This is a genomic window from Mesorhizobium sp. M4B.F.Ca.ET.017.02.2.1 (assembly GCF_003998955.1).
Taxonomy (GTDB): domain Bacteria; phylum Pseudomonadota; class Alphaproteobacteria; order Rhizobiales; family Rhizobiaceae; genus Mesorhizobium; species Mesorhizobium abyssinicae.
Map to the genome: position 1 here is coordinate 1 of NZ_RZOF01000174.1, position 12718 is coordinate 12718.

16 protein-coding genes and 1 pseudogene are annotated in these 12718 nt (G+C 64.3%); 3 read left to right on the forward strand and 14 right to left on the reverse strand.

The window, feature by feature from the left end:
- The 3 genes and pseudogenes from EN738_RS20140 to EN738_RS20150 form a co-directional block, all read left to right on the forward strand.
- Positions 1–334, forward strand: a pseudogene (locus EN738_RS20140) (glycerophosphodiester phosphodiesterase); the annotation flags it as partial.
- Positions 335–375: 41 nt separating this feature from the next.
- Positions 376–1590: a GNAT family N-acetyltransferase gene (locus EN738_RS20145; RefSeq protein ID WP_127285240.1), complete on the forward strand. Its 1215-nt coding sequence runs from the start codon at positions 376–378 to the stop codon at positions 1588–1590.
- Between the two features lie 108 nt (positions 1591–1698).
- The gene (locus EN738_RS20150; protein WP_127285241.1) at positions 1699–2124 is read left to right on the forward strand and encodes an HIT family protein; all 426 of its coding nucleotides are present in this window, start codon (positions 1699–1701) and stop codon (positions 2122–2124) included.
- Positions 2125–2166: 42 nt separating this feature from the next.
- Here the strand turns inward: EN738_RS20150 and EN738_RS20155 are convergent, their stop codons facing one another.
- From EN738_RS20155 to rpsH, 14 genes are all read right to left on the reverse strand, one after another.
- On the reverse strand, positions 2167–3477 hold the full coding sequence (locus tag EN738_RS20155; protein WP_127285242.1) for a replication-associated recombination protein A: 1311 nt from the start codon (positions 3475–3477) through the stop codon (positions 2167–2169).
- A gap of 39 nt (positions 3478–3516) precedes the next feature.
- Complete coding sequence (locus tag EN738_RS20160; protein ID WP_127285243.1) at positions 3517–5004, reverse strand: DegQ family serine endoprotease; 1488 nt, start codon at positions 5002–5004, stop codon at positions 3517–3519.
- Between the two features lie 193 nt (positions 5005–5197).
- Positions 5198–5629, reverse strand: a complete 432-nt coding sequence (gene rplQ, locus EN738_RS20165) for a 50S ribosomal protein L17 (protein WP_127285244.1) — start codon at positions 5627–5629, stop codon at positions 5198–5200.
- A 104-nt stretch (positions 5630–5733) separates the two neighbouring features.
- Positions 5734–6744 carry a DNA-directed RNA polymerase subunit alpha gene (locus tag EN738_RS20170; RefSeq protein WP_006205443.1) on the reverse strand — a complete coding sequence of 337 codons (1011 nt, stop codon included), beginning with the start codon at positions 6742–6744 and terminating at the stop codon, positions 5734–5736.
- A 101-nt stretch (positions 6745–6845) separates the two neighbouring features.
- The gene (gene rpsK, locus EN738_RS20175) at positions 6846–7235 is read right to left on the reverse strand and encodes a 30S ribosomal protein S11 (protein WP_006205444.1); all 390 of its coding nucleotides are present in this window, start codon (positions 7233–7235) and stop codon (positions 6846–6848) included.
- 158 nt (positions 7236–7393) lie between these two features.
- Positions 7394–7762, reverse strand: a complete 369-nt coding sequence (gene rpsM / locus EN738_RS20180) for a 30S ribosomal protein S13 (protein ID WP_006205445.1) — start codon at positions 7760–7762, stop codon at positions 7394–7396.
- A 196-nt stretch (positions 7763–7958) separates the two neighbouring features.
- A complete protein-coding gene (locus tag EN738_RS20185) occupies positions 7959–8558 on the reverse strand; it encodes an adenylate kinase (protein ID WP_127285245.1) in 600 nt (199 codons plus the stop codon).
- Positions 8555–9895 carry a preprotein translocase subunit SecY gene (gene secY, locus EN738_RS20190; protein WP_127285246.1) on the reverse strand — a complete coding sequence of 447 codons (1341 nt, stop codon included), beginning with the start codon at positions 9893–9895 and terminating at the stop codon, positions 8555–8557. Before secY ends, EN738_RS20185 begins: the two co-directional genes overlap by 4 nt.
- 257 nt (positions 9896–10152) lie before the next feature.
- Positions 10153–10626, reverse strand: a complete 474-nt coding sequence (gene rplO / locus EN738_RS20195) for a 50S ribosomal protein L15 (RefSeq protein ID WP_127285247.1) — start codon at positions 10624–10626, stop codon at positions 10153–10155.
- A gap of 22 nt (positions 10627–10648) precedes the next feature.
- Positions 10649–10846 (reverse strand): 50S ribosomal protein L30, encoded by a 198-nt coding sequence (rpmD, locus tag EN738_RS20200; RefSeq protein ID WP_006205449.1) that lies wholly within the window; start codon positions 10844–10846, stop codon positions 10649–10651.
- A 25-nt stretch (positions 10847–10871) separates the two neighbouring features.
- Entirely contained in the window at positions 10872–11441 is a 570-nt protein-coding gene (rpsE, locus tag EN738_RS20205; protein WP_127285248.1) for a 30S ribosomal protein S5, read from the reverse strand.
- Between the two features lie 134 nt (positions 11442–11575).
- Entirely contained in the window at positions 11576–11938 is a 363-nt protein-coding gene (gene rplR / locus EN738_RS20210) for a 50S ribosomal protein L18 (protein WP_127285249.1), read from the reverse strand.
- A gap of 87 nt (positions 11939–12025) precedes the next feature.
- The gene (rplF, locus tag EN738_RS20215) at positions 12026–12559 is read right to left on the reverse strand and encodes a 50S ribosomal protein L6 (RefSeq protein WP_127285250.1); all 534 of its coding nucleotides are present in this window, start codon (positions 12557–12559) and stop codon (positions 12026–12028) included.
- A gap of 89 nt (positions 12560–12648) precedes the next feature.
- Positions 12649–12718 (reverse strand): 30S ribosomal protein S8 (gene rpsH / locus EN738_RS20220; protein ID WP_127285251.1); only part of this gene is annotated, 70 nt, incomplete at its 5' end.

Below are 12718 nucleotides of genomic sequence, written 5' to 3' on the forward strand. Positions count from 1 at the left end.
CTACTAGGGCAAGGCGGCGATCATGTCGTTCGACCATTGGCTGATCCGCGATTTCCCGAAGGACGCGCCCGGCATTCCTGGCGGGCTTACCGCCTACGGCAAGGACAACCAGCTGATAGAGGCACATTTCGCCATGCTGGCGCATGACATCGCCTTCACCTCCTATGCCGCCGGCGACCTGCCCAACCCATTCGTCAGCTTCGTGCGCCAGCGGCTGAAAATGCCGGTCATCACCTGGACCGTGCATGACCAGCCGGCGGTGGACCTCACCTTCAAATATGCCGACCAGATGACCTTCGAGGGTTTCGAACCCGATCTCGTAAAGGTGGCGTGATCCAGGCTTGCGCGGCCCCGGATGGAGCTTAAATAAGCCTCATGGATCAGGGTGATGACGATGATGGACAGATGGCGAATGCGGAGTTTTCGATCCGCGTCGCCTCCGGCATCGGCGCCTTCACCTGCGACGAGTGGAACGGCTTTGCCGGGACCGCGCGCGGCGACAAGGAAAACGGCTACAATCCTCTCGTTTCATTCGCTTTTCTGAGCGCGCTTGAAGAGTCGGGCTGCGCCGTGCGCCGCACCGGCTGGCAGGGCCATCACCTGCGGCTGGAGACGGCGCAAGGCAGGCTGCTGGGCGCCGTGCCGTGCTATCTCAAATCGCACAGCCAGGGCGAATATGTCTTCGATCATGGCTGGTCGGATGCGTTCGAGCGCGCCGGTGGCCGTTACTATCCGAAGCTGCAAAGCGCCGTGCCGTTCACGCCCGTCACCGGCCCTCGCCTGTTGGTCAGCAAGGGCGAGGACGATGGCGCGGTGAAGGCCGGCCTCGCCGCAGGCCTGAAGATGGTGACCGACAGGCTGGGCGTCTCCTCCGCGCATGTCACCTTCGCCCCGGAAAGCGATGTCGCGACGCTGGAGGCAGCCGGCTTCCTGCACCGCACCGACCAGCAGTTCCATTTCTTCAATGAAGGCTTTTCGAACTATGACGACTTCCTCGCCACGCTTGCCTCGCGCAAACGCAAGGCGATGAAGAAGGAGCGGCGCGAGGCGCTGGTGGACGGCATCACCATCGACTGGCTGACCGGCAAGGACCTGACCGAGAAGGCCTGGGACGACTTCTTCGCCTTCTACATGGATACCGGCAGCCGCAAATGGGGGCGGCCCTATCTGAACCGCCAGTTCTTCTCGCTGATCGGCGAGCGCATGGCCGACGACATCCTGCTGGTGATGGCCAAGCGCAACGGCCGCTACATCGCCGGCGCCATCAACTTCATCGGCTCGGACGCGCTCTACGGACGCAACTGGGGCTGCATCGAGGACCACCCCTTCCTGCATTTCGAGGTCTGCTACCACCAGGCGATCGACTTCGCCATCGAGCGCGGGCTGAAGGTGGTGGAAGCCGGCGCGCAGGGCGAGCACAAGCTGGCGCGTGGCTACCGCCCCGTGACCATGCACTCGGCGCACTACATCGCGCATCCAGGCCTGCGCAACGCGGTGGCCGATTATCTCCGCCGCGAGCGCCGCGAGGTCGAGCGGATGGGCGAATATCTCGAGGACCACACGCCGTTCCGCAAGGATCTGGCCGAATAGGCCACGCCCTGGTCGAGGCAGGCATGATCGATCTCGGCTGACCTGCCTTGCCGGGCCATGACGGCTTCGCTACACGAGGCAGGACATCCATGATCAGGAGCGCCCGCCATGGCTGACTACGATCCCGGCAACATCTTCGCGAAGATCCTGCGCGGCGAAATCCCCTCGCACCGCGTCTATGAAGACGATGCGGTCATCGCCTTCATGGACGTGATGCCGCAAGGAGCGGGCCACACGCTGGTGGTGCCGAAGGCGCCATCGCGCAATCTGCTCGATGCCGACGCGGCAACGCTCGGGCCGCTCTTCATTGCCGTTCAGAAGCTGGCGCAGGCGGTCAAGAAAGCTTTCGGCGCCGACGGCGTCACCATCCTGCAGTTCAACGAACCGGCTTCGGGCCAGACCGTCTACCACCTGCATGTCCATGTCATCCCGCGCTTCGAAGGCGTCCCCATGAAGCCGCACAGCGGACAGATGGAAAAGCCCGAGGTGCTGGCGGAAAACGCGGGCAAGATCCGCGCGGCGCTTGCCGGCTGAGCGGGCAAGGACCGAGGCAAGCGGCCAGCCGCGAGAAGCAGCCTACCTTTCCCGCTCGCCGCGCAGCTTGGCCCAGTATTCCAGCCGCTTCCTGATATCGCGCTCGAAGCCCCGCTCGGGCGGATCGTAGAAGGTGCGCCGGCCCATCTTTTCGGGGAAATAATCCTGGCCGGAAAAGGCGTCGGGCTCGTCGTGGTCGTAGCGGTAGCCGGCTCCGTAGTCCTCTTCCTTCATCAGCTTGGTCGGCGCGTTGAGGATGTGCTTGGGCGGCAGCAGCGAGCCGTGCTCCTTTGCCGCTTGCGTCGCCGCCTTGAAGGCGGTGTAGACGGCGTTGGACTTCGGCGCGGTGGCGAGATAGACGGCGGCCTCGGCGAAGGCGAGCTCGCCCTCGGGCGAGCCCAGATAGTCGTAGGCGTCCTTCGCGGCATTGGCGATGACCAGCGCCTGCGGGTCGGCCAGCCCGATATCCTCCACCGCCATGCGCACCAGCCGGCGGCCGAGATAGAGCGGATCCTCGCCAGCGTCGAACATGCGGGCGAGATAGTAGAGGGCCGCGTCCGGATCGGAGCCGCGCACCGATTTGTGCAGCGCCGAGATCAGATTGTAGTGACCGTCCTGACCCTTGTCGTAGATCGGCGCGCGGCGCTGGATGATGCGCTGCAGGCCCTCCGGCCCGAACACCTCGCCCGGCTTGGCGGCGCGCCACACTTCTTCGGCAAGCGTCAGCGAAGCTCGGCCGTCGCCGTCGCTCATGCGGATCAGCATGGCCCGCGCCTCGTCGTCGAGCGGCAGCGCCCTGCCCTCGGTCTCCTCCGCCCGCGCCAGCAGCTTGGCGATGCTGTCCTCGCCGAGCGAACGGAAGACCAGCACGCGCGCGCGCGACAAAAGCGCGGCGTTCAGCTCGAAGGACGGGTTTTCCGTGGTGGCGCCGACCAGCACGACGGTGCCGTCTTCCATTACCGGCAGAAAGCCGTCCTGCTGAGCCCGGTTGAAGCGATGGATCTCGTCGACGAATAGCAAGGTCTGGCGGCCGTTGCCGCGGCGCAGCTTCGCTGCCTCGAACACCTTCTTGAGGTCGGCGACTCCGGAAAACACCGCCGATATCTGCTCGAACGCAAGCTTGGTCTCGCCGGCCAGCAGCCGGGCCACCGTGGTCTTGCCGGTGCCTGGCGGGCCCCAGAAGATCATCGAGCCGAGCGAGCCGGAATCGATCAGCCTGGTCAGCGCGCCATCCGGACCGGTCAGATGCTCCTGGCCAACGACCTCGCCGAGGTTTTTCGGGCGCAGCCGGTCGGCCAGCGGCCGGCCGGGCGGCGCCTTTTCCGGTTCATCGACGCTGAACAAATCGGCCATGAACGGTCTTCAAAGCTGGAGGACGATCCCTGGATCGCCTCAATAACGCAACACCTGGCGCAGTATCTGCCCGCCGCGCTCGACGGTAAAGCGCCACCAGCGCGTGTCCTGCTGGGCTACCTGCGCCAGCGTCGCCGCCGTGTCGACAGTCGTGCCGTTCACCTCGCGCACGATGTCGCCCGGCTGGAAGCCGAAATCGGCGGCCGGCGAATCGCGATTGATGTCGACCACGGCGACCCCCTTGAGGTCGGTGCGCAGGCCGAGCCGCTGCGCCAGCCGCGGCGACAGTTCCGCCACCTTGGCGCCGGCGAACGGGCTGCGGCCATGCAGCGTCACCTCGGTGGCCTTGGCGCCTTCCGGCGCGCGCTCCAGCGCGATCTCCATCGTCGCCTGCTGGCCCCTGCTGAGCACGGCGAAGCTGGCCTTGGTGCCGATCGACAACGTCGCCATGCGATAATCCAGTGCCTCGATGCTTTCGACGGTCGTGCCGTTGAGCGAGAGCACGACATCGCCGGGCTTCAGCCCAGCCTTTCCCGCCGGCCCGGCAGCATCGACCGACGAGACCAGCGCGCCGGTCGGCTTTTCCATGCCGAGCGATTCGGCGATCTGCGGCGTCACCGCCTCGAACTCGGCGCCGACATAGGGCCGCTCGAAGAAATCGAGACCGGCCTTGGCCGCGTCGGCGAACGCCCGCACCATATTGGCGGGGATGGCGAAACCGATGCCGATCGAGCCGCCGCTGCGGCTGTAGATCGCCGTGTTGATGCCGACCAGCTGGCCGCCCATGTTGATCAGCGCGCCACCGGAATTGCCGGGATTGATGGCGGCGTCGGTCTGGATGAAATAGCCCGAATCCGAAACGCCGATATGGCTGCGGGCCAGCGCCGAAACGATGCCGCTGGTGGTGGTCTGGCCGACACCGAACGGATTGCCGATCGCCAGCACCAGATCGCCAACCTCGAGCGCGTCGGAATCGCCGATGGCGATCACCGGGAACGGCTTGTCGGCGGAGATCTTGAGCACGGCGAGATCGAGCGTCTCGTCCTTGAGCATGACCTTGCTGGTGAACTCGCGCCCGTCGGCGGTCGCCACCTTCACCTCGTCGGCATCCTTGATGACGTGGTAGTTGGTGACGATGACACCGCTCGGGTCGACCAGCACGCCGGAGCCCAGCGAGGATTGCGCGCGCGGCTGCGCGCGGCCGAAGAATTCCTCGAAGAAGGGATCGCCCTCGAAAGGCGACGTCACCTTGGCGGTCTGCGAGGCATACACGTTGACCACGGCCGGCGCCGTCTGCTTGACCAGCGGCGCGAACGAGAGCTGCACCTCCTCGCGGCCGAACGGCACGCGCTTGTCGGGTCCGGAGGTGGCGTTCTCGCCTTCGACGCCATGCAGCAGGTCGGTCAGCACATCGGACAGGCCGGGATCGGCGGGCTTGGCGGCGTCCTCGGCCAGCGCCTGCCTGGCCGCCGGCGCGAACGCCAGCAAGGCCGAGATCAGAACAAGGGACAGCCGTTTCATGCGCATTCCGAATCCTCCAAATCGGGCGCCATTGTCCCGACGATTGTGCAGAATGAAAGGCTAATGCACCGAAATCCGATAATTGTCGCGCAAAAGCATAGGCTTCGGCCGACGAATTTGTCGGAAACGCCGAGCGCCGATTTCAGAATGCAAAAAGGGGCCCACAGGGCCCCTTTGAACACTTGCGAAAAGCCCAGCCTCAGGCGGCCGCGACTTCCTCTTCGGTACCTTCGGCTTCGATGCGGGCGCGGTCGCCGGCACCCTTGGCCGAGGTGTCGCGGTCGACGAACTCGATGACCGCCATTGCGGCATTGTCGCCGTGACGGAAGCCCGCCTTCATGATGCGCAGGTAGCCGCCGTTGCGGGAGGCGTAGCGCGGCGCGATCGTCTCGAACAGGCGCTTGACGACGCCCTCATTGCCGATCTGGGCGATCACCTGACGGCGCGCATGCAGATCGCCGCGCTTGCCGAGCGTCACCAGCTTCTCGACGATCGGACGCAGGTCCTTAGCCTTCGGCAGGGTGGTGACGATCTGCTCGTGCTCGAGCAGCGAGACAGCGAGGTTGGCGAACATCGACTTGCGATGGCTTACGCTGCGGGCGAAACGACGGCCTTTGAAACCGTGGCGCATGGCTCTTTTCCTTCTTCAGTTGTTCAAGAGGCCACGGCCTCTGATGGTTTTCCGCATGACCGTCGAATCTGGCGGCTCACGCCGCCGATCCTTGGAATTCATGCTCAATATTGGTCTTCGTAACGCTTTGCGAGGTCTTCGATGTTTTCCGGCGGCCAGTCCGGCACTTCCATGCCGAGGTGCAGGCCCATCGCCGCCAAGACTTCCTTGATCTCGTTCAGCGACTTGCGGCCGAAGTTCGGGGTGCGCAGCATCTCGGCTTCGGTCTTCTGGATCAGGTCGCCGATATAGACGATGTTGTCGTTCTTCAGGCAGTTGGCCGAACGCACCGAGAGTTCCAGCTCGTCGACCTTCTTGAGCAGCGCCGGGTTGAAGGCGAGCTCGGTGACGGCTTCGGCGGCGACTTCCTTCTGCGGCTCGTCGAAGTTGACGAACAGGCCGAGCTGGTCCTGCAGGATGCGGGCGGCGAAAGCCACCGCGTCCTCGCCCGAGATCGAGCCGTCGGTCTCAATGGTCATGGTCAGCTTGTCATAGTCGAGGACCTGGCCCTCACGGGTGTTCTCGACCTTGTAGGAGACCTTCTTGACCGGCGAGTAGAGGCTGTCGACCGGAATCAGGCCGATCGGCGCGTCCTCGGCGCGGTTGCGCTCGGCCGGCACATAGCCCTTGCCGGTGTCGACGGTGAACTCCATGCGGATCTCGGCGCCCTCGTCCAGCGTGCAGATGACGTGGTCGGGGTTGAGGATCTCGACGTCGCCGACCGTCTGGATGTCGCCGGCGAGCACGGCGCCAGGGCCCTGCTTGCGAACGACCATGCGCTTCGGGCCGTCGCCTTCCATGCGGATGGCGATTTCCTTGATGTTGAGCACGATATCGGTCACGTCCTCGCGCACGCCGGCGATAGACGAGAATTCATGCAGGACACCGTCGATCTGCACCGCGGTGACGGCCGCGCCGCGCAGCGAAGACAGAAGCACGCGCCGCAGCGCGTTGCCCAGCGTGAGGCCGAAGCCGCGCTCGAGCGGCTCGGCGACCAGCGTGGTCAGCGTCTTCTTCTTCGACGAGAACTCGATCTTGTTCGGCTTGATCAGTTCCTGCCAGTTTTTCTGGATCATGATGCTTTCCTTCCGTTGCCCCGCCACCATCCAATCGTGGCGGGCGACCTGGAATGCCGCGGAGGAACGCTTCTGGCGTTCGCGCGGCGTTCGATAGTTCCTTAGACGCGGCGCTTCTTGCGCGGGCGGCAGCCATTGTGCGGGATCGGCGTCACGTCACGGATCGAGGTGATGGTGAAGCCGGCGGCCTGCAGCGCGCGCAGCGCCGATTCACGACCCGAGCCGGGCCCGCAGACCTCGACCTCGAGCATGCGCATGCCGTGTTCCTGGGCCTTCTTGGCGACGTCCTCGGCGGCCATCTGGGCGGCGAACGGGGTCGACTTGCGCGAACCCTTGAAGCCCTGGGCGCCGGCCGACGACCAGGCGATCGAATTGCCCTGCGCGTCGGTGATGGTGATCATCGTGTTGTTGAAGGTCGAATTGACGTGGGCAACGCCCGACGAGATATTCTTGCGTTCGCGACGGCGAACACGAGCGGCTTCCTTGGCCATGGTAGTCCTTTCAGTTGATCTCTACACCGCCGTAATGCCAGCGGCTCCACCTTGGTAAGGGAGTAGGGGAATAGGGAAGTAAGGGAGTAGGGAAACAAATGATCCGATTTTCGGACTATTCCCTACTGCCTTACTCCCCTACTCCCTTATTCCCCTAATTACTTCTTCTTGCCGGCGATCGACTTCGCCGGGCCCTTGCGGGTGCGCGCATTGGTATGCGTGCGCTGGCCGCGGACCGGCAGCGAGCGGCGGTGACGCAGGCCGCGGTAGCAGCCGAGGTCCATGAGCCGCTTGATGTTCATCGACACTTCGCGGCGCAGGTCGCCTTCGACCTGGTAGTCGCGGTCGATCGTCTCGCGGATCTGCAGCACTTCCGCGTCGGTCAGCTGGTTGACGCGGCGCTCGGCCGGGATGCCGACCTTGTCGACGATCTCCTGGGCGAACTTCTTGCCAATGCCGTGAATGTACTGAAGCGCAATGACGACGCGCTTGTTGGTCGGAATGTTGACGCCGGCTATACGAGCCATCTTCTCTCATCTCCATATGGGCCGGACACGCCGGCGCTTCAAGTTGCCCCGCGTCCGGTGGAGGCCGGCCCTTGCGGGAGTTTCCAGTTCAAAGCGGCTGCCTTGCCCTTGCGGACAAGCAAAGCCTATGCCTGATGGAAGACGGGCCGCCATACCCCAGCGGACCGCTACAGTCAAGCGCAATCGTCTGTTTTCTCTATGCCGCCGCCTGGGTGACGGATTTGAGCACCGTTTCGATCTCGCGCGTCACCGCGTCTATGTCGGCCATGCCGTCGACGCTCTTCAGCCTGCCCTTGGCGTAATAGTAGCCGATCAGCGGCGCGGTCTTCTTGTAGTACTCCCGCAGGCGCTCCTCGAACACAGCCGGATTGTCGTCCTTGCGCACCGGCTGGCCGGCCGCCTTGGCATCCTCGGCGCGCTTGACGATTCGTCCAACCAGCGCCTTGTCGTCGACCACGAGTTCGATGACGGCGTCGAGATGGAGGCCACGGTCGGCGAGCATCGATTCAACCGCATCGGCTTGGACCAGCGTGCGCGGGTAGCCGTCGAGGATGAAGCCGTTTGCGCAATCGGCCTGGTCGATGCGCTCGGCCACGATGGCGTTGACGATGGCGTCCGACACCAGTTCGCCTGCATCCATCACCGCCTTGGCCCGCTTGCCCACTTCCGTGCCGGCCTGTACGGCCGCACGCAGCATGTCGCCGGTCGAGAGCTGGGGTATGCGGTATTTCTCTACCAGTCTTTGCGCTTGCGTCCCCTTGCCCGCCCCCGGCGGTCCAAGCAATATCAGCCTCATCTGGTCCTCTTCCCCCCGCGCAACTTCGACTTCTTGATCAGGCCCTCATACTGGTGCGCGATCAGGTGACCCTGGATCTGCGCCACCGTATCGAGCGTTACACTGACCACGATCAGAAGCGATGTGCCACCAAGGTAGAATGGTACGCCAGTCGCTGAAATCAGGAATTCGGGCAGCAGGCACACCAGCACCAGGTAGATGGCGCCGATGACGGTGATGCGCGTGAGAACATAGTCGATGTAATCGGCGGTGCGCTCGCCCGGGCGGTAGCCCGGAATGAAGCCGGAATGCTTCTTGAGCTGGTCGGCGGTGTCCTTGGGGTTGAAGACGATCGCCGTGTAGAAGAAGGCGAAGAACACGATCATCGCCGCGTAGAACGCCATGTAGAGCGGCTGGCCGTGGCCGAGCGAGGCAAGGATCGTGCTCGCCCAGGCGGGCATGTTGGTCGTCTGCGAGAAGCCGGCGACCGTTGCCGGCAGGAGCAACAGCGACGACGCGAAGATCGGCGGGATGACGCCCGACGTGTTGAGCTTCAGCGGCAGGTGCGAGGTATCGCCCTGGAACATGCGGTTGCCGACCTGGCGCTTCGGGTACTGGATCAGCAGGCGGCGCTGCGCCCGCTCGAAGAACACGATGAGCGCAATGACGACGATGGCCAAAACGATGATCGCCAGGATCAGGCCGGTCGACAGCGCGCCGGTGCGGCCGAGTTCCAGCGTGCCGGAGATGGCGCGCGGCAGGCCGGCGACGATGCCGGAGAAGATGATCAGCGAAATGCCGTTGCCGATGCCGCGCGCGGTGATCTGCTCGCCGAGCCACATCAGGAACATGGTGCCGCCGACCAGCGTCACAACGGTCGAGATGCGGAAGAACATGCCGGGATCGTTGACGATGCCGTTGCCGCCTTCCAGCCCGACGGAGATGCCATAGGCCTGCACCAGCGCCAAAAGCACGGTGCCGTAGCGCGTGTACTGGTTGATGATCTTGCGGCCCTGCTCGCCTTCCTTCTTCAGCGCTTCCAGCGACGGGATGACCGAGGTCATCAGCTGCATGATGATGGAGGCGGAGATGTAGGGCATGATGCCCAGCGCGAAGATCGCCATGCGCTGCACGGCGCCGCCGGCGAACATGTTGAACATGCCGAGCACGCCCTTGCTCTGCGAGGAGAAGGCCTGGGCAAAAGCGTCCGGATTGATGCCGGGCAGCGGGATATAGGTGCCGAGCCGATAGACGAGCAGCGCGCCGATGGTGAACCAGATGCGTTTCTTCAGGTCCTCGGCCTTGGCGAAGGCCGAAAAATTCAGATTCGAGGCTAGTTGTTCAGCAGCCGAAGCCATGCCTGATTCTCCGCTAGAGCATGATGCCGAAAAGTGTGGAGCGGTTTTCGGACAACATCATGCTCTACTTCTTTGATTGCTATGTCACGCTCGATGCCCGCAGCTCAGGCGGCGCGTGTCACCGAAGCTCACGAGATAAGCTCCGGACCGTAAACATGCAAGCGGCCGCGTTGACGCGGCCGCCATATTGATCAGATCAAAGCGCGATCGGGAGCAAAAACGAAGTCCGCTCTTGCCGACCGCGCTTCAAATCGCCGTTACTCGGCGGCGGCCTTTTCCGGCACCTTCACCGAACCGCCGGCCTTCTCGATCTTCTCGATGGCGGCCTTGGAGGCGCCCGCCACGTCGAAGGCGAGCTTCGCCTTGAGCTCGCCGTCGGAGAGCACGCGCACGCCGTCCTTGACGCGGCGGATGACGCCGGCCGCGACCAGCGCTTCGGCCGTCACCGTTGCCTTGGCGTCGAGCTTCTTGGCGTCGACCGCGGCCTGGATGCGGGCCAGCGACACAACCGTGAAGCTCTTGCCGAACAGGTTGTTGAAGCCGCGCTTCGGCAGGCGCCGGTAGAGCGGCATCTGGCCACCCTCGAAGCCGTTGATGGCGACACCGGAGCGCGCCTTCTGGCCCTTGACGCCGCGACCGGCGGTCTTGCCCGAGCCGGAGCCGATACCGCGGCCCAGGCGCTTCTTGGAGTGCGTGGCGCCGTCCTTGTCACGCAGATCGTTGAGTTTCATCTTCGTTCTCCTGCGCTTTTGCTCAGCCCTCGTCCACGACGCGGACGAGATGCTGGACGGCAGCGATCATGCCGCGCACGGAGGGCGTGTCTTCCAGCGTGCGCTGCTTGTGCATCTTGTTGAGGCCGAGGCCGACCAGCGTCGCGCGCTGCTCCTTCGGCCGACGGATCGGCGAGCCGATCTGCTCGACGGTGATGGTCTTGGTAGCTTTCTTGGCCATGGTCTGGATCCCTGGTCAGCGTCGACTATTCTTCAGCCGCAACGGCATTGCCGCGGCGGGCCTGAAGGGTCGAGTACTTGATGCCGCGCGCTGCAGCCACATCCTTCGGATGCATCTGGCTCTTCAGCGCGTCGAAGGTGGCGCGAACCATGTTGTACGGGTTCGACGAACCCATCGACTTGGCGACCACGTCATGCATGCCGAGCGTCTCGAAGACGGCGCGCATCGGGCCGCCGGCGATGATGCCGGTACCCTGCTTGGCGGCGCGCAGCAGAACGCGTCCAGCGCCCCAGCGGCCCTCGACGTCGTGATGCAGCGTGCGGCCCGAACGCAGCGGCACGAAGATCATGTCGCGCTTGGCCGACTCGGTCGCCTTGCGGATCGCTTCCGGCACTTCGCGTGCCTTGCCGTGGCCGAAGCCGACGCGGCCCTTCTGGTCGCCGACGACGACGAGAGCGGCGAAGCCGAAACGCCGGCCGCCCTTAACCACCTTGGCGACGCGGTTGATGTGGACGAGCTTGTCCACCATGCCGTCATCGCGCTCTTCGCGATCACGCTCGCGGCCGCGGCCGCCTTCCCTACGTTCCTGTGCCATATCCTGTTCCTTGTTCTTTTCCGGAAGCACGGGTTGCTGAAATGCCGGCGCCACTTTTGGGTCGCCGGCGGTGAAAATCATTTTCTTCCTTGCATGATCCTATCCGAAAAGTCTGCAACTTTTCGGGACCAGGCTTAGAAGCTCAGGCCACCTTCGCGGGCAGCGTCGGCCAGCGCCTTGACGCGGCCGTGATAGATGTATGGCCCGCGATCAAAGACAACTTCCTTGACGCCGGCCTTCGAAGCGCGCTCGGCGATCAGCTTGCCGACCGCGGCAGCGGCAGCGGTGTCGGCGCCCGTCTTGAGCGAACCCTTGAGGTCCTTCTCGAGCGTCGAGGCGGCGGCCAGGGTGCGGCCCTGGGCATCGTCGATGACCTGGACGTAGATGTTCTTCGAGGTGCGGTGGACCGACAGCCGCGGACGCTCGCCGGCGACCTTCTTGAGCTGACGGCGCACGCGCTGCGCACGGCGTTGGGTGGTTTCTTTCGGGCTAGCCATAATGTCAGTTCCTTGCCTTCAGTAGACGGGGGCAACCCTGTGCGGTAGGCCAAGCCTCCCGCGGCCGCTCCCCGCGGCGTTGCAGTCTTACTTCTTCTTGCCTTCCTTGCGGACGATCTTCTCGCCGGCGTAGCGCACGCCCTTGCCCTTGTAGGGCTCGGGGCCGCGATACTCGCGGATCTCGGCGGCAACCTGGCCGACCTGCTGCTTGTCGATGCCGGTGACCGTGATTTCCGTCGGCTTCGGCACCGTGATCGTGATGCCCTGCGGGGTCTCGTAGATCACGTCATGGCTGAAGCCAAGCGCCAGCTGCAGGTTCTTGCCCTGCATGGCGGCGCGGTAACCGACGCCGGTGATCTCGAGCCGCTTCTCGAAGCCGTCCTTGACACCCTGCAGGATGTTGACGATCTGCGTGCGCGACATGCCCCACTTGGCGCGGGCGGTCTTGGTCTGGTCGCGCGGCTGAACGGCGATCTCGGTGCCTTCCAGCTTGACCAGCACTTCGTCGTTGACCACGAACTTCAGCTCGCCCTTGGGGCCCTTCGCCGTCACGGTCTGGCCGTTGACGGTCGCGGTCACGCCCTGCGGCAGCGAAACGGGTTTCTTTCCAATACGAGACATTTTGTTGTCCTCGTCACTTCTCTTGGTTCAGGTTCCAGTTTTCGAGCGTTCCCGAAAACCGGATACCGCTTTCGATCTCACGCGCCGGATCAGAAGATCTGGCAGAGGATTTCACCGCCGACATTCTGCTCGCGCGCTTCGTGGTCGGCCATCACGCCC